The 19225-nt window shown below is 71.6% G+C and carries 16 protein-coding genes; 11 read left to right on the forward strand and 5 right to left on the reverse strand.

The window, feature by feature from the left end; all coding sequences use genetic code 11:
• Nucleotides 1-114 precede the first annotated feature (114 nt).
• From JUB13_RS20720 to iolB, 4 genes are read left to right on the forward strand one after another with little or no spacing between them, the layout of a single operon-like run.
• A complete protein-coding gene (locus JUB13_RS20720; protein WP_207482237.1) occupies nucleotides 115-2103 on the forward strand; it encodes a bifunctional 5-dehydro-2-deoxygluconokinase/5-dehydro-2-deoxyphosphogluconate aldolase in 1989 nt (662 codons plus the stop codon).
• Nucleotides 2100-3962: a 3D-(3,5/4)-trihydroxycyclohexane-1,2-dione acylhydrolase (decyclizing) gene (iolD, locus tag JUB13_RS20725; protein ID WP_207482238.1), complete on the forward strand. Its 1863-nt coding sequence runs from the start codon at nucleotides 2100-2102 to the stop codon at nucleotides 3960-3962. The genes JUB13_RS20720 and iolD overlap by 4 nt, the downstream gene beginning before the upstream one ends.
• Before the next feature lie 42 nt (nucleotides 3963-4004).
• Entirely contained in the window at nucleotides 4005-4916 is a 912-nt protein-coding gene (gene iolE / locus JUB13_RS20730) for a myo-inosose-2 dehydratase (RefSeq protein ID WP_207482239.1), read from the forward strand.
• A complete protein-coding gene (gene iolB / locus JUB13_RS20735) occupies nucleotides 4913-5716 on the forward strand; it encodes a 5-deoxy-glucuronate isomerase (RefSeq protein ID WP_207482240.1) in 804 nt (267 codons plus the stop codon). The genes iolE and iolB overlap by 4 nt, the downstream gene beginning before the upstream one ends.
• A gap of 31 nt (nucleotides 5717-5747) precedes the next feature.
• Here iolB and JUB13_RS20740 read toward each other — a convergent pair whose 3' ends face one another.
• On the reverse strand, nucleotides 5748-6260 hold the full coding sequence (locus tag JUB13_RS20740; protein ID WP_207482241.1) for a PAS domain-containing protein: 513 nt from the start codon (nucleotides 6258-6260) through the stop codon (nucleotides 5748-5750).
• Between the two features lie 180 nt (nucleotides 6261-6440).
• Here JUB13_RS20740 and JUB13_RS20745 point away from each other — a divergent pair, with 180 nt between their 5' ends.
• Nucleotides 6441-7253 (forward strand): hypothetical protein, encoded by an 813-nt coding sequence (locus JUB13_RS20745; RefSeq protein ID WP_207482242.1) that lies wholly within the window; start codon nucleotides 6441-6443, stop codon nucleotides 7251-7253.
• Nucleotides 7254-7364: 111 nt separating this feature from the next.
• Nucleotides 7365-8096 (forward strand): type 1 glutamine amidotransferase domain-containing protein, encoded by a 732-nt coding sequence (locus tag JUB13_RS20750; RefSeq protein WP_207482244.1) that lies wholly within the window; start codon nucleotides 7365-7367, stop codon nucleotides 8094-8096.
• 23 nt (nucleotides 8097-8119) lie between these two features.
• Here the strand turns inward: JUB13_RS20750 and JUB13_RS20755 are convergent, their stop codons facing one another.
• The 3 genes from JUB13_RS20755 to JUB13_RS20765 form a co-directional block, all read right to left on the reverse strand.
• Entirely contained in the window at nucleotides 8120-8677 is a 558-nt protein-coding gene (locus tag JUB13_RS20755) for a hypothetical protein (protein WP_207482246.1), read from the reverse strand.
• 177 nt (nucleotides 8678-8854) lie between these two features.
• The gene (locus JUB13_RS20760) at nucleotides 8855-9355 is read right to left on the reverse strand and encodes a GreA/GreB family elongation factor (RefSeq protein ID WP_207482248.1); all 501 of its coding nucleotides are present in this window, start codon (nucleotides 9353-9355) and stop codon (nucleotides 8855-8857) included.
• A 111-nt stretch (nucleotides 9356-9466) separates the two neighbouring features.
• On the reverse strand, nucleotides 9467-9820 hold the full coding sequence (locus tag JUB13_RS20765) for a response regulator (protein ID WP_207482251.1): 354 nt from the start codon (nucleotides 9818-9820) through the stop codon (nucleotides 9467-9469).
• Nucleotides 9821-10223: 403 nt separating this feature from the next.
• Between JUB13_RS20765 and JUB13_RS20770 the strand changes: the two genes are divergently transcribed.
• Nucleotides 10224-11828, forward strand: a complete 1605-nt coding sequence (locus tag JUB13_RS20770) for a peroxidase family protein (RefSeq protein ID WP_207482253.1) — start codon at nucleotides 10224-10226, stop codon at nucleotides 11826-11828.
• A 131-nt stretch (nucleotides 11829-11959) separates the two neighbouring features.
• Here the strand turns inward: JUB13_RS20770 and JUB13_RS20775 are convergent, their stop codons facing one another.
• A complete protein-coding gene (locus JUB13_RS20775; protein ID WP_207482255.1) occupies nucleotides 11960-12910 on the reverse strand; it encodes a LysR family transcriptional regulator in 951 nt (316 codons plus the stop codon).
• A gap of 145 nt (nucleotides 12911-13055) precedes the next feature.
• On the opposite strand from JUB13_RS20775, the gene JUB13_RS20780 reads away from it, so the two are divergent.
• From JUB13_RS20780 to JUB13_RS20795, 4 genes are all read left to right on the forward strand, one after another.
• Nucleotides 13056-13682, forward strand: coding sequence for a DUF924 family protein (locus tag JUB13_RS20780; RefSeq protein ID WP_236025098.1), 627 nt, complete (start codon nucleotides 13056-13058; stop codon nucleotides 13680-13682).
• Between the two features lie 113 nt (nucleotides 13683-13795).
• Nucleotides 13796-16330, forward strand: coding sequence for a calcium-binding protein (locus JUB13_RS20785; protein ID WP_207482257.1), 2535 nt, complete (start codon nucleotides 13796-13798; stop codon nucleotides 16328-16330).
• Between the two features lie 124 nt (nucleotides 16331-16454).
• The gene (locus tag JUB13_RS20790; RefSeq protein WP_207482259.1) at nucleotides 16455-18530 is read left to right on the forward strand and encodes a hypothetical protein; all 2076 of its coding nucleotides are present in this window, start codon (nucleotides 16455-16457) and stop codon (nucleotides 18528-18530) included.
• 120 nt (nucleotides 18531-18650) lie between these two features.
• Complete coding sequence (locus JUB13_RS20795) at nucleotides 18651-19217, forward strand: hypothetical protein (RefSeq protein WP_207482261.1); 567 nt, start codon at nucleotides 18651-18653, stop codon at nucleotides 19215-19217.
• The last annotated feature ends 8 nt before the right edge of the window (nucleotides 19218-19225 follow it).

The following is a 19225-nucleotide window of genomic DNA, read 5'->3' on the forward strand; positions in this document are numbered from 1 at the left end:
GCAGAATTCCTCTTCCACGGTTGCCCGTCAAATGGAATTGGTGTTTCAATCCAGCGGCGTGTGGCGGTCGCGTGGGACGCGCCGCCACACGCCATCCCCACTGCCGGAGACGCCATGCCAGCGCCCCAACCCAGCGCCGCCAAAGACCGCTCCCTGGACGTCATCACGATTGGGCGCAGCTCGGTCGACCTCTATGGCGAGCAGGTCGGCGGCCGGCTGGAGGACATGACGAGCTTCGCGAAATACATCGGCGGCTGCCCCGCCAACATCGCCGTGGGCGCCGCGCGCCTCGGGCTGCGCCCGGCGCTGGTCACCCGCGTCGGCGACGAGCACATGGGCCGCTTCCTGCGCGAGGAGCTCGTCCGCGAGGGCGTCGATGTCAGTCATGTCCGCATCGATCCCGAGCGGCTGACAGCGCTGGTGATCCTTGGCATCCGCTCCAAGGAGAGCTTCCCGCTGATCTTCTACCGGACCGACTGCGCCGACGCCGCCATGACCGAGGAGGACGTGGACGCGGCCTTCATCGCCTCGGCCCGGGCGGTGGTGGTGACCGGCACCCATTTCTCGCGTCCGAACCTGGACGCCGCCAGCCGCAAGGCCATGCTCCTGGCGCGCGAGAGCGGCGGGCGGGTCGTCCTGGACATTGACTACCGCCCGGTGCTCTGGGGGGTGGCCGGGCATGGCGCGGGCGAGGAGCGCTTCGTCGAGGCCGGGGCGGTCTCGCGCCACCTGCAGACGATCCTGCCGGGCTGCGACTTGATCGTCGGCACCGAGGAGGAGGTCCATATCGCAGGCGGCTCCACCGACACGCGCGCTGCGCTGCTCCGCATGCGCGAGCTGGCGCCCGGCGCGCTGATCGTCCTCAAGCGCGGACCCATGGGCTGCATCGCCTATGACGGGCCGATTCCCGAGGATCTCGAGGACGGGATCCGCGGGCCAGGCTTCCCGGTCGAGGTGTACAACGTGCTGGGGGCGGGCGACGCCTTCATGGCGGGGTTTCTGCGCGGCTGGCTGCGCGGCGAGCCGATCGCGGAATGCTGCCGGCTGGCCAATGCCTGCGGCGCCTTCGCGGTGTCGCGCCATGGCTGCGCCCCCGCGGTCCCGACCTGGACGGAGCTCCGCCATTTCCTGGCCGAGGGCAGCGCGCACCCTCGCCTGCGCGAGGACGCGGCGTTGGAGCACCTGCACCGGGCGACGACGCGCCGGCGCGACTGGCCGCGGGTGATGGCGTTGGCGGTGGACCACCGCGTCCAGTTCGAGGAGATGGCCGCCCGTGCCGGCGCGCCGCCCGAGCGCATCTCCGCCTTCAAGGCGCTTGCTGTGGACGCTCTGCGGCGCGTGCAGGCCAGGCGCGGCGGAGAGGGCCGTGGGCGGGGCGGGCTCGGCATCCTCCTGGACGGGCGCTATGGTCAGGACCTCCTGGACGGGCTGACCGGGGGCGATCTGTGGATCGGCCGCCCCATCGAGGCGCCGGGCTCTCGCCCGCTGCGCTTCGACGGCATGCGCGACCTGGGCTCGGCGCTGCGGGAATGGCCGGCCGAGCATGTCGTGAAGTGCCTGTGCTTCTACCACCCCGACGACGCCGAGGAACTGCGTGCCCTGCAGGATCAGACGCTGCTGACCGTGGACGAGGCGGCGCGGCGCACCGGGCACGAGCTGCTGCTGGAGATCATCCCCACGCGGGGCGATGCGCCGGCCGGGCCCGACACGCTGGCGCGGGCCCTGGCCGGGATCTACGCGCTCGGCATCCGGCCGGACTGGTGGAAGCTGCCGCCGCCGGCCGACCAGCAGGGCTGGGACGCCCTGGCGGGGGTGGTGTCCGCCAATGACCCGCACTGCCGCGGAGTGCTGGTCCTGGGGCTGGACGCGCCGGAGGAGGCGCTGGCCCGCGACCTCGCGCTGGCGGCCCGCCAGCCGCTGTGCCGCGGCTTCGCGGTGGGGCGCACGATCTTCGGCGAGGCGGCCTCGGCCTGGCTCGCCGGGCGGCTGGACGACGCGGAGGCGGTGAGCCGCATGGCGGAGGCCTTCGGCCGGCTGGTCGAGACCTTCGAGGGGGCGGCCGACGGCACGGCAGCCGCGCAGGCCGCGGGGGAGGGGGCATGAAGACGATCCGACTGACGGCGGCCCAGGCGCTGGTCCGCTTCCTGGCGGCCCAGCGGACCGAGATCGACGGGACCGAGGCGCCGCTCTTCGCCGGCGTCTGGGCGATCTTCGGCCACGGCAATGTCGCCGGGCTGGGCGAGGCGCTGTGGCATGCCCGCGACAGCCTTCCGACCTATCGGGCCCATAACGAGCAGGCCATGGCGCTGGCCGCCGTCGCCTTCGCCAAGGCGCGGAACAGGCGCCAGATCATGGCCTGCACGACCTCGATCGGGCCCGGGGCCACCAACATGGTGACGGCGGCCGCCGTGGCCCATGTGGACCGGCTGCCGCTGCTGCTGCTGCCGGGCGACGTCTTTGCAGGGCGTCTGCCCGATCCCGTCCTTCAGCAGATCGAGGATTTCGGCGACCCGACGGTGTCTCCGAACGACTGCTTCCGCCCGGTCTCGCGCTGGTGGGACCGCATCACGCGGCCCGAGCAGCTCCTGCAGTCGTTGCCGCGCGCCATGGCGGTGCTGACCGACCCGGCGGAGTGCGGGCCGGTGACCCTGGCGCTGCCCCAGGACGTGCAGGCCGAGGCCTGGGACTGGCCCGAGGCCTTCTTCGCGCCGCGGCTGCATCGGGGCCGCCGGCCCGGCCCCGATGCGGACGAGCTGGCCGACGCCGCGGCGGCGCTGGCTGCGGCGCGGCGCCCGCTGATCGTGGCGGGCGGCGGGGTCCACTATTCCGGGGCGGTTGCGGCGCTGGAGCGTTTCGCGCGGACCCATGGCGTGCCCGTCGCCGAGACCCAGGCCGGCAAGGGCGCCCTGGCCTGGGACCATCCCCAGGCCGTGGGGTCGATCGGCGTCACCGGCAGCAGCGCGGCCAATGCGTTGGCCGCCGAGGCGGACCTGGTGCTGGCAGTGGGCACGCGGCTCCAGGATTTCACGACCGCCTCGCGCAGCCTGTTCGCAAGGCCGGGTCTGCGCCTGGTCCAGCTCAACGTCGCGGGTTACGACGCGGGCAAGCACGGTGCCATGCCGCTTGTGGCCGATGCCGGCCGCGGGCTGGACGCGCTGGCGCAGGCGCTGGAGGGCTGGCGCGCCGATCCCGCCTGGTCCGCCCGCGCGGGCGAGCTGGCACGGGCCTGGGCGACGGTGGTCGACCGCGTCACGGCGCCGCCGGAGGGCGGAGCTGCCGGCAACGCGCTTGCCACCGACATGCAGGTGATCGGCGCGGTCAACCGGGCGGCGGGACCGCATGACGTGGTGGTGTGCGCGGCGGGCGGCCTGCCGGGCGAACTGCACAAGCTCTGGCGGGCCCGGGATCCGAAGGGATACCACCTGGAATACGGCTTCTCCTGCATGGGGTACGAGATCGCGGGCGGGCTCGGGGTCAAGATGGCACTGCCGGATCGCGAGGTCTTCGTGATGGTCGGGGATGGCAGCTACCTGATGATGAACTCCGAGATCGCGACCTCGGTCATGCTGGGCCGCAAGCTCGTGATCACGGTGCTGGACAACCGCGGCTACGGCTGCATCAACCGGCTGCAGCAGGCCTGCGGCGGGGTGCCCTTCAACAACCTGCTGGACACGATCCCGGGCGGGGCGGAGGTGGCGGTGGACTTCGCCGCCCATGCCCGAAGCCTGGGCGCTCTGGCCGAGGCGGTGGACGGCATCGGAAGCCTCGAGCGCGCGCTGGAGCGGGCCCGCGACGCCGACCGGACCGTGGTGATCGTGATCCGCACCGATCCCGACGCCACCACCGAGGAGGGCGGCGCCTGGTGGGACGTGGCGGTGCCGGAGACCTCGGAGCGCGGGGCGGTGCGCGAGGCGCGGGCGCGCTACGACGAGGCGCGCAGGAACCTGCAGCACCAGGGCTAGGGCAGGGCCGAAGCAAGGCTAAGGCAAGGGGCGAGAAGGCACATGGCCATCAGGATCGGCACCAATCCCATCGGTTGGTCTAACGACGACATGCCGGAGCTCGGCGGTGAGACGCCGCTTGAGACCTGCCTTGCGGAGGCGCGGGAGGCCGGCTTCTCGGGCATCGAACTCGGCAACAAGTTCCCGCGCGACCCGGACGCCCTGCGCCCGATCCTCGCGCGCCACCGGCTCGACCTGGTGTCGGGCTGGTACAGCGCGAACCTGCTGGAGCGCACGGCCGAGGAGGAGATCGCGGCCATGGAGCCGCATCTGCGCCTGCTGCGCGCCATGGGCAGCCCCGTGATGGTGTTCTGCGAGACCGCCCGAGCGGTCCACGGCAGCCGCGGCGTGCCCGTGGATACCCGGCCGGTGCTCGCCGATGCCGACTGGGCGCTGCTTGCCCCGCGCATCGCCACGGTGGCGCGGCACATGGCGGAAAGCGGCGTGCGCATGGCCTATCACCACCACATGGGCACCGTGATCCAGACCGCTGCCGAGGTGGACCGGCTGATGGCCATGACCGGTCCCGAGGTGGGGCTGCTGCTCGACACCGGACACCTGACGTTTTCCGGCGACGATCCCGCCGCCGTGGCGCGCCGCCATGCCGCGCGCATCACCCACGTCCACTGCAAGGACGTGCGCGCGGACGTGCTCGCCCGGGCGCGGGGGGAACGGTGGAGCTTCCTCGATTCGGTGGTGGCCGGCGTCTACACCGTGCCGGGCGACGGCTGCGTCGACTTCCCGGCGGCGCTGAGGCCGGTCGCCCAGGCCGGATATGCCGGCTGGCTCGTGGTCGAGGCCGAGCAGGACCCCGCGAAGGCGCATCCGCTGACCTATGCGCGCATGGGCCATCGCAATCTCGTCCGCCTGGCCAGCGAGGCCGGGTTCGGCGCCATCGAGGGAGACCGCGCATGAGCCAGCTGCTGCTGCGCAACCACGCCCCCGATGCCGCGGGGCTCGTGCACCGGGTGACGCCGGAGACCGCGGGCTGGACCTATGTCGGGTTCGAGCTCCACCGCCTGGAACGCGGCCAGACGGTGGCTCATGCGGGCGACGGGCGTGAGACCTGCCTGGTGCTGGTAGGCGGCCGGGCGGCCATCGCCGCCGGCGACCTCCGCTGGGACGACGTCGGCGAGCGCATGGGGCCCTTCGAGGGCAGGAAGCCGCATTCCGTCTACGTGCCCGCCGGGGCGCCCTGGCGGGTCGAGGCCAGGACGCCGGTCGAGCTGGCGGTCTGCACCGCGCCGGGCCTCGGCGGCGGGCTGCCGCCGCGCCTGATCGCGCCGGATGACGTGCCCTATATTCGCCGCGGCGAGGGCACGAATACGCGTCACGTCCACGACATCCTGTCCCAGACCGCTCCTGCCGACAGCCTGCTGGTTGTCGAAGTCATCACGCCCGCCGGAAACTGGTCGAGCTATCCCCCGCACAAGCACGATGTCGATGCGATCCCCGAGGAATCCCAGCTGGAGGAGACCTACTACCACCGCATCGACCCCCCGCAGGGCTTTGCCTTCCAGCGCGTCTACACGGACGACCGCTCGCTGGACGAGACCATGACGGTGCAGGACGGCGACGTAGTGCTGGTGCCGCGCGGCTATCATCCCGTCGGCGCCGCCCACGGCTACCAGCTCTACTATCTCAACGTGATGGCGGGCCCGCGCCGCGCCTGGCATTTCCGCACGGCGGCCGAGCACGCCTGGATGCTGCGCTGAACCGTTGCCCGCCGCCGGGAGGGCGGCGCCCCTATAGCGCGGCCAGCGGCGTGAAGGTGAGCTGGAGCGCCCCATTGGGCGACAGATGTCCGGGATGGGTGCTGCCTGTGTCGTAGACCGTCATGCCGAGGATCATGTCGGTGCGCGCACCGTCGCTCGCAAGCGGCAGCACGATCCGCTCGCCGGGCACCGGGCGGTCGATGTTCAGGTAGACCGCGCCGAGTCCGTGGCCGATGGCGGGCTCGTCGACGACGCGCAGGTAGCGCGCGAGGACGGGAGGAAACGCCGCCGCGGGCAGCAGATCGCTGAGCCGCACCCGCGCGACGCTCCGGCCATGCGCCTCGTTGATCGCCTCGCCCGCCAAGCGGTAGCGAAAATCCCTCTCCTCGGGGAGATAGTCGCAGAGCCAGACATGGCGCAGCGCCCAGGGGATGTCCGCGGGATCAATAGCAGCGCGGCGCCGTTGCGTCGCGCCAGCCAATAGGGCCGCGAGGTCGCGCACGCGCGGGTCCCGCAGGTGGTCGAGGGCGGCGGGAAGGGACATGGGCTGGGGTCGGGTCTTCCCGTCTCGGGTCGCGCCTGGGCAGCCGGGAGGTGAGGCTGTTGCCGCAAGGTAGCATGGCCCTGCGATCGGGCGGGCCTGTGATTGTGCCGCCGTATCCGCGGGCCGAACCGGAGGGCCATCCCGCCTGTTGCAGGGGTGGGACACAGAGGGAGACGGACCATGCGCAGGGATCTGGCCTTATCCATCATGGCGCTGGGCCTGGCGGCGGCCACGCCGGCGCAGGCACAGGACGCGCGGGCCTGCACGAACGAGGTCCAGCGCCTGTCCACGGCCTTCCTGGCCCCTGGCAAGGGGCTGCGGCCGCAGGGAGGGGGCGAGCAGCCGGCCGCGACCACCGACGTGCCCTCGCCCAGCGCCACGTCCGAGGCACGGGAAATCGCCCGCTCCGGCGGCGAGATCTCGACCTCCCCCACGGGCGACAGGACGCGCCATGGGGACAGGCGCGGGACCGAGCCCCGGCCCGCCGCGGGGCCGCCCGAGCACCAACCGGGCGCGCGCAAGGGCACGAGCTTTACGGAAGAGGACCGCCGGCGCATCGAGGAGGCCGTGCGCGAGGCGCGCGCTGCCGGCGAGCGCGGCGACGGTGCCGGCTGCGTGCGCAGGCTCGCCGAGGCGCGGCAGATGATCCGCCAGGCCGGGATCGGCTCGGGGCGGGGCGGGATGGCGTTGGGCGGCGGCTCCGGCGGGCAGGCGACCGGAACGCCCGGTGCGGTGCAGAGCGCGCCGGGCGGGCTCGCAGGCACCTCGGGCAGTCGTTCCGGCGCCGCGACCGGTGCCACCCAGACGCCCGGCGTCGCCGCCGGACCCGCGGGCACGCCCGGCGCCGCCGCGGGAGGAAGTCTCGGCGGCGGGAGCATGGGGTCGACCTCCGGAGGCTCCATGGGCGGCGCCGCCGGCGGGGGCGCCGCCGGAGGCGGGACTTCGGGCAGCTCCTCCGGCGGCTCCTCGGGTGGTGGGGGCGGCTCCCAGTGACTATGCGCGCCGATGCCCCCGAGCAGCGTCCAAGGCGGGCAGTGACGGCAAAGGCGCGGACCGCTATCTGGCGGTGTTGATGGGTTCCAACCACCAGTGGGAGAAAGGCCAATGGCCGCCAAGCGCGTCCTGATCATCACCACCTCGCATGCGGAGATGGGCTCCAGCGGAAAGCGGACCGGCCTGTGGCTCGAGGAGCTCTCGACGCCCTATTACGCCCTGAAGGACGCGGGGCTCGACGTCACGCTGGCCTCGATCGCCGGGGGCGAGATCCCCTTCGACCCCGCCAGCCTTCCCGCGCCGGCCGCCAAGCCCGGCGAGGAGCCCGCGGGCGGGCAGGAGGTCCCGGAATCCGTGCGCCGGTTCCTCGCGGACGAGGACGCCATGCGGCTGGCCCGGACCTCGGCCTCGATCCACCAGCTCGCGGGGCTCGGCTTCGATGCGCTGTTCATGCCGGGCGGCCACGGCACGATGTGGGACTATCCCGGCAACGAGAAGCTTGCCGAGATGATCGTCACAGCGGACGAGGAGGGCAAGGTGGTGGCCGCCGTCTGCCATGGCCCTGCCTGCCTGACCGGCGTCACCATGCGGGGCGGCCGCCCACTGGTCGAGGGGCGCCGGGTCACGGCCTTCACCGATGCGGAGGAGGAGGCCGTGGGCCTCTCCAAGGTCGTGCCGTTCCTGCTGGAGAGCCGGCTGCGCGACCTCGGCGCCCGCTTCGAGAGCACGGGGCCGTGGCAGCCCTTCGCGGTGCGCGACGGACGGCTGGTGACCGGGCAGAACCCCCAATCCTCCGAACTCGTGGCCCGCCATGTGATCGAGGCGCTGCGCGAGCAGGACTGACGCCCCGCTCCGCGCCGTGCGGCTCAGGCCGCGTCGTGGGCCCGGCCGTCGCGCAGCAGGCGGATCGCCTCTGCCGCCTCGGCCGGGTCGGCGAGGCCGGGCACCAGGATCTCCTCGCCGTTGCGCAGGCGCAGGCGCAGGTGTCCCGCGGCCGGGCGGGAGGCGCCCCGGGCTTGCGCCGGGCCGGCCGGCAGGCCCTGCAGCGTCAGCGTCTCCGCCTCGACGACGTCACCGAGGTGCAGACGGCGGCCGCGCGCCAGCAGTCCCAGACGCAGGTGGAGCGTGCTGTCGGTGAGCTCGAAGCGGAACAGCCTGTCCTGCAGCAGCGCCATGGCCGCATTGGCAAGCACCGAGACGATGAACAGGTCCGGTGCGAAGAAGACCAGCGGGGAAAGCAGCAGGGCGATCATTGCCACGCCCGACCAGGCCAGGCGGCTGTCGCGCAGCGCATAGAAGCGCACGGGCTCGTCGGCGGGCGGCTCGGTTGTTTGCCGCGGCGGCGGCTTCGTGGATGTGCGGCCCCAGGGCGCGGGATCGCGCTCGGTGCCGGATTCAGGGTTCTCGAAGGGGAGTTTGTCCATTTTCCGGGCTCGTCGAGAGTTGGGATTCTCGGCGGCTCCGACATCGCGCCGCGTCCTGCGGTCGCCAGAGGGGCCCGGAGCCATGCACTGCAGATGAGGTCGCGTCCCCCTTCCTGCAAGGGGAGCCTGCCCCGACGCCCGGGCACCGCCGCCCCGGCATCGGGGCAGGATTCGGGCTCAAGGCGCCGCGGGCTGCTCGACCGCGACCACCGTCAATTCGAGCGTGCCGCCTTGGCGGGCCCAGGAGACGGGGTCGCCGGGCCGCGCGCCCAGCAGAGCCTGTCCCAGCGGCGAGCGCCAGCTTATCCGGCCTGCGGCAGGGTCGGCTTCCTCGCCGCCTACCAGGGTGAAGCGCCAGCGCCGGCCCGTCTCGTCCTCCAACACCAGGACGGAGCCGAACCCGGCCTCGTCGGGATCGTGCGGCGGCTCGTCGGCGACGACGGCTGCGTCGATCCGGGCCCGCAGGAGCCCGGCCCGCCGCCGCGCCTGCGAAAGCTCGAGCCGATCCTCCGGCGCGTCGCTGTCGCGCAGGCGCTGCACCGCTTCCTCCTGGGTGCGCAGCTCATCCCGCCAAGTCTGCAGCGTGGCTGGCGTCACTCGGATCGGACCGGTGGGGGCGGCTGGGTGGGACCGGTCCTCCTCCTCGCCGTCGCTTTCCCTGACGAAGGCTCGGCTCATGGTTTGGCACTGCGCCTGCCCGGCGCAGCCTCCCGCTCTTGATGGCGCTACCAGGATAACATCGGTCCCTTGCCTTCGGCAGCGTGGCCCCGCCGGTTCGGCGTGCCGGGCTCAGTCGGCGAGCGCGATGGCCTGGGCGAGCTGCGCCTGCTCGAAGGGCTTGGCGATGAACCCGAACGGGCGGATCGCCGCCGTCTCACCGACCAGCGCGCTGTCGACCGCGCCGCTCATGATGAACGAGCGGACGCCGTGACGCTCGAAGGCTGTGGACGCCACGGCGATGCCGTTTCCGCCGCGCCCGAGGTTCACGTCGACCAGAAGGGCGTCGGGACGGCTGCTGCCGAGCAGGTCGAGCGCCTCGGCGGCCGTGCCGACGACGGCGCAGACCTCGTGGCCGAGATCCTCGATCATCTCGGAGAGCACCTCTGCCAAGATCGCCTCGTCCTCGACCACCAGGATCCGCATTCCCGTCCCTTCCCGCTCGGCCGCCGTCCCGGCGCTCGTGATGCTGCGCGGCGGGGAATCGTATACCGGGCGGCGGCGCCCTGTCAGCGCCGTCGGCAAAGGGGCGCAACGCCCCAGGCGCGGGCAATGCCGTGCCCGGCGCCGTCGGATCCGGCATCGATTCTGCGGAAACAACCATGCGCGCCGCTGAACTAAAAATACCGACAATATTTTCATATTTCATGAATAGCTTGGTATGAGGCGCATTGTTACTGCGATGTTACAGAATATAGCCCAAAGGAATTGCCCGTTGCCGTTCGCTTGTGTACTGAGCGCCAAAGACGCTACCGCAATGGCAACCGGAGAATTCCGCCGGATAGATGTTAAGATCCCATCCTGCCAAATGAACGTGGGGAGGAGTTCAATGGTTCCGAAAGGCGAGGAAGGATCACACGGGCACGCGGCGCGGCTGCACAACATTCCGCCGCTCGGCGTCTCCTTCGAGCCCGGCCGGTTCGGCCGCATGGTCCCGGAGCTTGCGACGCCCCTGGTCCCGCCCGACGAACACCTGGCGGAGCTGGGCCTGGCCATGGAGGATGCCGGTGGCGGCGCCTCGGGCGACAACAAGAACATCCCAGCCGCCTTCACCTATCTCGGGCAGTTCATCGACCACGACATCACGCTCGACACGACGACCCTGACCGAGATCTCCCAGGATCCGAAGGGCGAGGTGAACTTCCGCACGCCGCGGCTCGATCTCGACAGCGTCTATGGCCTCGGGCCCAGGGTGCAGCCCTCGCTCTACGACCGCAACAGCCCTGGCCGCGCGAAGCTTCTGCTCGGGGTGACCTCGCTCGGACGCAACGCCGAGGTGAAAGCGGGGCTGGAGCATGACCTGCCGCGCAACCGGCAGGGCTTCGCGATCATCGGCGACGAGCGGAACGACGAGAACCTCCTGGTCGCCCAGGTCCACCTAGCCTTCATGCGCTTCCACAACGCCATGGTCGACCGCCTTCAGGGCACCGTTTCCGACCTGGATCTGTTCGAGGCCGCCCGTACCGCGGTGGTCCACCACTACCAGGCCATGGTGATCCGCGACTTCCTGGCCAAGATCTGTGATCCCAATGCGGTCGCCCTGGCCATCGAAAAGCGCCGCTTCTTCCGGTTCGAGTATTTCAGCCGCTACGGCGCGCCGTACATGCCCGTCGAGTTCTCGGGCGCGGCTTACCGGCTCGGCCATTCCATGGTGCGGGAGCGGTACAGTCACAACCGCTTCTTCAACAGGGCGAGCGGCATCAACAGCTTCAACTTCTTCTTCCTGTTCACGGCCAAGTCCGGGATCATCGGAACCCCGAACGGCCCGCCGACCTTCCCCAGCGACTGGATCATCGACTGGCGCCGCTATCTCGACTTCAAGACCAAGGACAAGACCGGCGACTTCGCCCTGAACCTGAGCCGGAAGATAGACCCCTACCTGATCTCCCACCTGCACAGCCTGCCGGACGGGGATCTGGATAAGAAGTCGCCGGACCGCAGCCTTGCCGTCATGAACCTGCGGCGCGGCGTGAAGCTGCAGCTTCCGGCGGCCCAGGACCTGGCGCTCTTCATGGGCGTCGAGCCGCTGGATCCCGCGGACATCGCCGCAGCCGGGCCCGACGGCGCGATCGCCGCGAAGCACGGCCTGCACGAGCGCACGCCGCTCTGGTACTACATCCTGAAGGAGGCCGAGCTGCAGCAGCGCGGCGAAAGGCTGGGCCAGCTCGGCAGCACGATCGTCGCCGAGACCTTCGTCGGTCTGCTTCAGGGCGACCCTGAGAGCATCCTGACCCGCGACCCGCACTGGCGGCTGGGCCAGCCCATGCGGATCCTGACCCTGCCCAATGCGAACCAGAGCTTCTCCTTCGCGGATCTCGTCACCATGGCTGCCGGCGGACGCACCAAGGAGCTGCTGAGCCCGGTGGACGACCCCGCGAACATCTCCGCGCCGGTGACGCAGCCGACGCCGGAGCCGGCCCCGGCCGGCGAATAACCCTGGGTCCTGCTTCCTCCCACCTGTCCCCCCGGGTCCCGCCCGGGGGGATTTTCAATGCCCCGGCCCGCCCGCTCACGCGGGACACGCCCCCGGCCTGGCGTGTCATCGCCGGCCCGAACCAGGGCCGGCTAGGCCGGTCCCGGTGCGCAGGCGCACACAGCTCCGAACAGCCAGGCAATCCCCTCATCCATCAACGCCGGGCGCAGCGCGATGGCGCGGAGGCTGCTGCGCGCGAGAGGGACCGGCAGCGCGGCCGCGACGATGCCGAAGCGGGCCGCCTGGGCTGCGACCAGCCGCCGGGGCAGCGCGGCGATCAGGTCGGTCTCGGCGACAACGGCCAGCGCCATCATGAAATTCGGCGCCGTCAGCGCGACGCGCCGCGTGCGCCCCTGCTCGGCCAGCGCGATGTCGACGAGGCCATGCGGGTCGCCGGTCTGGGATACGACGAGGTGGCGCATGGCGCAGAAATGGTCGAGGTTCGGGCGTTCCGCATAGGCATGCCCCGCGCGGCATGCGACCACGAACTCCTCCTCGTAGAGCGGATGCGCGGCGAAGCGCGCCGGCACCTCGTCCAGCGGAAGGACGGCCAGGTCGATCTCACGGGATTCCAGCTCGGCCAGGGACGAATCCCACGGGCGCTCGGATGCCCTGCCCCGGACATTCGGAAGGAGCTGGCGCAGACCGAGGTCGATGCCGGGCGCGGTCCGGCCCAGCATGTCCAGCAGCCCACGCAGCAGCACCGCCGAGGCGCCGTCCGGGGCGCCGATGATGAAGCGGCGGGCTGCCGTGGCGGGATCGAAGGATTCGGCCGTCGCGACCACGCGGCGGATGCGGGCCAGGATGTCCGCGATGGGCTCGGCCAGCTCCTGCGCGCGGGCGGTTGGCACGACGCCCTTGGGCGTTCTCAGGAACAGCGGGTCCTTGAGCAGCCTCCGTAGCCGGCCGAGCCCATGGCTGACCGCAGAGGCCGAGAGGGACAGCGCCTCCGCGGCCCGCCCGACATGGCGTTCGCGCATCACGACCTCGAAGAGCACCAGCAGGTTCAGGTCGGCACGCGAGAGATCGATCCCGTTCAGCATGTCGCTGAAATCGTATCACTGGATCGGGCGGGGCTCCAATGGCATCCCATGGTGCGTCGAGTGCTTGTCTTCCGATTCTGCATGATCGGGAAGAAGACTCAGCGAGACATCAAGCAACAGGAATAAGATCTGGGAGGAATCCGGAATGGACCACCATGTCCTTTTCATGCCCGAGTTCGCCGCCACGCTGGCCATGACGGCGGGCGTCTGGCCGCGCCGGGGCGGGGCCGCGGCCCCGTCCGAGGCCGCGGGCGTGGTGACCTTCTGGCGCGCAGTCGGCCCCCGGCTGTGGTTCGCCAAGGATCCAGCCTTCGACCGGCGCTTCCGCGACTGCTTCCTGACGGCCCACGAGGCCGCCGCGCGCGGCGATCTCGAAGACTGGGCGGCCAATCCCGAGGGGGCGCTGGCGCTCGCGATCCTGCTCGACCAGTTCCCGCGCAACGCCTTTCGGGGAACGCCACGCATGTACGAGACCGACGCCCTGGCGCGCCGCATTGCCGACGCCGCCATCCGGGTCGGGCATGACCGCAGGGTGGATCCCGACATGGCGCTGTTCCTGTACCTGCCCTTCGCCCATTCCGAGGCTTCCGCCGACCAGGACCGATCGGTCGCGCTGGCGGAACGCCTGGGCGAGCCGAATCTGACCCATGCGCGGCGGCACCGGGACATCATCCGCCGCTTCGGCCGCTTCCCGCACCGCAACGTCATCCTGGGCCGCGCCATGACGGCGGAGGAGCAGCGCTATCTCGACGAGGGCGGGTTCGCGGGATGAGGGCGGGCGCAACTTTGTCCTTGGCCAGCCGCAGCGCCCAGAGGCTATCGCTCGAAAGAGGTATCTCAATCGGACAGGGCGAGGCCCTGCTCCGATAGCTGCGGAGCGGAGCCATGGCCCTTCCCACCGAAATCGAGCAGTACATCGTCGAACTCGTCAACCGCGCACGCCTCGACCCCGTCGGGGAGGCGCGGCGGGTGGGGATCCCCACCGACGACCCGCGCTGGCCGATCGCCGATGCACCGGTCGCTCCGCTCGCGGTCGACGGGCGTCTGGTGGACGCGATGCGGGCCAGGGCGGAGCGGAACGTCCAAGGCGACTGGGATTCGTACAGGTCCGGGATGGACCGGGCGCTGGAGGCCGGCTACGGCTTCGCCCCCGGCGGCAGCGCGGCGGACACGATGACCCAGTCCATCAGCTACCGGGACCCCACCCGCGACTTTGACTTGTTCTGGTCGGCCACCTACGGCAGCGACTGGTCCCGCTCCGTCTTTCTCGATCCCGCTGCGCGCGAGATCGGCGTCGGACACAAATGGGCGATCCTCAGCAACGGCACCCCGGCGAACGCGACGGCCACCATCACGGCCTGGGACGGGCGCCCGCAGTACTTCCTGACCGGCGTCGTCTATGCCGACGCCGTCATCCGCGACGCGCGATATTCCCTGGGCGAGGGGCAAGGCGGGATCGCGGTGACGCTCGCATCGGGGGACGGTGCCGTTGACAGCGGGACGACCCGGGCCGCGGGCGGCTACGACATGGCGCTCGGCGGCGGGCGGACGCTGGTCACCTTCAGCGGCGGCGGCCTGCCGCAGCCGGTCGAGGTGCTGGTCACGGCCGCGGGCACCAACGTCAAGCTGGACCTTCTCGACGGAACCAGGATCGCGTCCTCGGCCGACGCGACGCTGGGCGCCGGGGCGGTCGACCTGGTCCTTCTCGGCGCCGTTGGAGCGTCTGGACGCGGGAACGACGCGGCCAATTCCCTGACCGGCTCGTCCGGGGCCGACAGGCTCGACGGCGCAGGCGGCGACGATTGGCTGACCGGCGGCGCGGGCGCCGATGCCTTCGTCTTCGCAAGGGGCGCGGGCAACGACGTGATCACCGATTTCTCGGCCACCGGGGCGGCCCGCGACAAGCTGGTCCTGGCCGGCTTCGGCGTCACGGACTTCGCGGCGCTGCGGGCGGCGATCCGGCAGGACGGCGCCGACACGGTGATCGCGCTCGGCACGCAGACCCTGCGCCTGGCGCGGCTCGATGCAGGCCTGCTCGATGCCGGGCTGGTGGTTTTCAACGGCGGTCCGGGCCTGCCGCCGCCGGGCGGCGAGCCCGAGCGCCGCTTCTACGGCACCGCCGAGTCCGAGCGCATCGTGGGGACCGTCCGCAACGACCTGATCGACGCCAAGGGCGGCGTCGACGTGATGGTCGGCGGCTTCGGCGACGACACCTATGTCGTCGATTCCAAGTATGGTGACGGCGTCGTCGAGCTGCCCGGGCAGGGCATCGACACGGTGATCTCCTGGGCCAGCCGCTACCGGCTGGCGGCGAATGTCGAGAACCTTGCCCTGCGGGGCGGCTACCGGTCCTCCGGCACCGGCAACGCCCTCGACAACCGCATCTCCGGCAGCGAGGCCGCCAACACGCTCGAGGGCGGCCTGGGCGACGACTACCTGACCGGCGGCGGCGGGAGCGACACCTTCGTGGTGGTCCGCGGCTACGGCAGCGACACCATCGGCGACTTCGGCGCGGGCGACGTGGTCCGCCTTTTCGACACCGATCTGCGCAGCGGCGCCGAGGCGGTAGCGGCACTCAGGACGCAGGGCGGAAATGCCGTGCTCGATCTCGGCGCCGGGCAGAGCGTGACGCTGCTGGGGCGAAGGCCCGAGGATCTGCGGCCGGACGACTTCGTTATCGTGAACGCCCGGCCGGCTGGCATGCCGGCACCCTTCGCTCTGCCCGAGAGCGAGCTTCCCCAGAACGCGCTCTATGCCCGGGACCGCTCGACGGACGCGGAGAACTGGTCCGGGGGCCCCGGCAACGACCTCATGGATCCCAAGGGCGGCATCGACACCATGGCGGGCGGGGCCGGCGACGACACCTATGTGGTCGATTCCAAGCTCGGCGACCGCGTGATCGAGCGCCCGGCCGAGGGCACGGACACGGTGGTCTGCTGGGGCAGCCGGTACGCGCTCGCCGACGAGGTCGAGAACCTGATCCTGAAGGGCGAGTACCGCCACACGGTGACGGGCAACGGGCTCGACAACCTGATCCGCATCGCCGCCGGCTCGGGCACGGTGGATGCCGGGGCCGGGAACGACATCATCGAGGCCGGGCGCGGCGCCGACCTGCTGACCGGCGGCGCCGGACGCGACATCTTCGTCTGGAAGAACGCCGATCTCGATGCAGGGCCCGACAAGGTCATGGACTTCAGACGGGGCGAGGACATGCTCGACCTGCGCGGGCTGTTCGCCGCCATCGGCTATGACGGCTTCGACCCCGTCGGCGACCGCCGGATGAGGATCGACGACGGGGGAGGCTGGACGCGCCTTGCCGTCGACATGGACGGTAGCGGAATGGCGTGGCGCGAGGTCGTCCATCTCGCGGGCGTGACGCGGACGGAGCTTCACGTGACGTCCAGCGGCTTCCTCGTCTGACCGCGCAGGCGGCTCCTTGCAAAGGGGGGACTGCTCGGCCAGGATCCCCAGCCTTGCGGAGGGGCCGCCCCCGGAAGGGTGATCGCGCGGGCGTCGCGCGGATGCCCGCAGGACGTGGAAGTCGATGAGGATCGTTGCGCTCAAGTCCCTGCTGGTCGCCGCCTCGCTTTTGTGCCTGGGCGTTCCGGTGGCCGCGCTGCCGGAATTCCTATCCTTCCTGGCTCTGCTCCTGGCCATGGCGTTCGGGGCGCTGCGCGGCGGACGGACCCTTCCGGTGGCCTTCGCCGTCCTGCTCGCGGCCGCCGCCGCCGGGCGGCTGCTGGCGCCCCCGGCGATCGACGAGGGCTTCAACGTGATGGTCTTCGCGACGAACCCGGGGGCTCTCGGCACGCTGCCGCCCGCCGTGGCGGAGCCCATGATCGCCGATGTCCGCGCGGAGCTCGGTCGCCACGTCTGCGATGCCGCGGACCCGGCCTGCTGGCGGGCCGGCGACCCGACCGTGGATGAGCTGCACGCCTTCTCCGCCGACGGTGCCCTGGATGCTGTGCCGGGATACACGCGGCGGGTCCGCGACATCGGCTTCTCCCGTCGCGACCAGCTCTTCTCGGCCGCGATCAACCGCGCCCGGTTCAATTACTACGGGCCCGGGAACCCGGACCGGCAGAGCCTGCCCGTGTTCGTGACCCACAGCTTTCCCCCGGCTTACGAGGGATCGCGCCTGTGCTGGACCGGCACGCTCCTGCGCCCCTTCGCCGACGGGCGGGCCGAGCTGCTACAGGCCCGGGACGGCGAGCGCTGCATCCTGCTCGACGGGCTCCGGGAAAGGCCGGCGACCATCGCCTATTCCACGGGTCCCGGCCAGGCGCTCGCCATGAGGCTGGACCGTTCCTGGCCGCTGGCGGTCCGCGACGCCGCGTCCCGGGCGCTGCCGGTCGCGGCGGTCCTCGCGGCCATGATTCTCGCGGTCCGGCTGCGCGACCGACGGCTGCTGGTGCCGGCCCTGGCGCTTGGAGGCACGCTGCTCTGGGCGGCGGGATGGGATATCGGGAACAAGGCCAGCGCCCTGCTGGACGGGCTCAGCATCTATGGCGGCGGCGGGGACGGTCTGGTCCATGACGGCTTCGCGCGCGAGATCCTGCGGGCTGCCGTCGCGGGCGACTGGGCCGGGGCGCTGCGGGGCGGCGAATCCGTCTTCTTCTTCCAGCCTGGCCTGCGCTATGCCCTGGCCGCCGGGAAGTTCCTGTTCGGCGAGACCCACTACTTCTATCTCGCGGTCCTGGCGCTGGTGCCGGTTATCGTCTTCGGTCTGCTGCGCAGGCTGTTCCCCGGGCGCTGGGCCATGGGGCTCCTCCTCCTGTTCCTGTTCACCCCGGCCTTCGAGCGGATGGGCTTCTCCCAGTTCAACTTCGTCTACCAGGTGCATCGCGGCCATGCCGAGACGCTGGGCTATGCCGCACTGCTGGCCGCCATGGCCGCGCTGCTGCCGGCCTTCGGCCGGGCCGGGGCGCCGCCGGCCGCACCCCGCGTGGCGGATGGCACCGTGGCGGGCCTCTCGGCGGCGGCGGCGTTCCTGGGCGGGCTGCTCCTTGCCGGCGCGGTGCTCGTCCGGCCCAACCTGGCGCCGGCGGCGGCCGTCCTTTCGGCCTGGGCGTGCGTCTCCCTGCTGGCCAGGGGCCGGCACGGCGCCGTGGGGCTGCTCGTCCTGGGCGCCGCCGCGGTGTTCCTGGGCCTGCTGCACAATGCCTGGTTCGGGGGCCGCGCGGTCCTCTTCTCGGACGTGGTGGCGAATCCCAACAACCTGAAGATGTCGCCCGGGGACTATGCCGCGGGCCTGCGGGCCCTGGTCTCGCTCGACTTCGAGGACGCCGCATGGTGGCGCATGACCGCGCAGCTCGCCGATTGGAACGCGTGGAGCGACTTCTACCGGCTTCCCATGGCGGCCGTCCTGCCCTACGCGCTGCTCCGCCGCGGGGGCGGCACGGCGCTGCGCGTGATCGCAGCCTGCGCCATCGCCCAGCACGGCATGCTGCTCTTCTACAATGCCGGCGGCCGCTACGCATACATGGCCTGGATGCTGTCCTTCCTCGTCTTCGTCGCGATCCTGCGCGAGGACCTCATCCCGGCGCTGCGCGCCCGCTTCCGGCCGCCCGTCCCCCCGGCCGTTCGTCCGCCCGACAGGCCGCCTCTGCAGACGGCCTGAACCGTGCCGGGCGCGAACGGCCTCTCAGGTCCGGCTCGCGCGAACACGCGGGATCGGAAGGGACCTTCGGCAGACCGCGGCGCGCCCCCATCTCTTTCCAGAGGACATGGAGTGGGGCGCATGCGGTTCCTGTCGTCGGCGCAGTTCATCGAGCGCTCGCGCGTGGCCGACGAGTTCATCGCGCCCGCGGCGGCGCTGGCCAACCGCCTGCTGGCGGCCAGGGGGTTGGGCGGTCTTCCGCCGTGCAGCGTCTCCTACTTCATCGAGGAGCTCCACCGGCCGGGGGCGGCGATCGGCCTGCACACCAGGGGCACGACCGATATCCGGCTGAATCTCGCCTGGCTTGCCGATCTGGCGCAGGGCGACGCCGATCCCGAATGGGAGGTCGCCTTCGTCGTCCTGCACGAATACGCGCATTTCGTCCTCGAGCTTCTCGAAGCCCGCGAGGCCAGCTCCGGCGCCACGCGCCGGCGCATCGAGGCCGAGCACGCCGGCTTCCTGCGCCGCATGCGGCATTTCGACGGGTTCGCCGATCCCGTGTCGCGCAGGCTCCTGTCGCACCACAACGCGGTGGCCGAGGAGTGGTATTGCGATGCCTTCGCCTATTGGGCGGCAGGCCGTCTGCCCGAGCCGCACGCGGCGTTCTTCGACGATCTCCTGGCGCCGGCGGCGTCTCCAGCCGCCTGATGCCTGGA

The organism is Arenibaculum pallidiluteum (assembly GCF_017355985.1).
Classification (GTDB): domain Bacteria; phylum Pseudomonadota; class Alphaproteobacteria; order Azospirillales; family Azospirillaceae; genus Arenibaculum; species Arenibaculum pallidiluteum.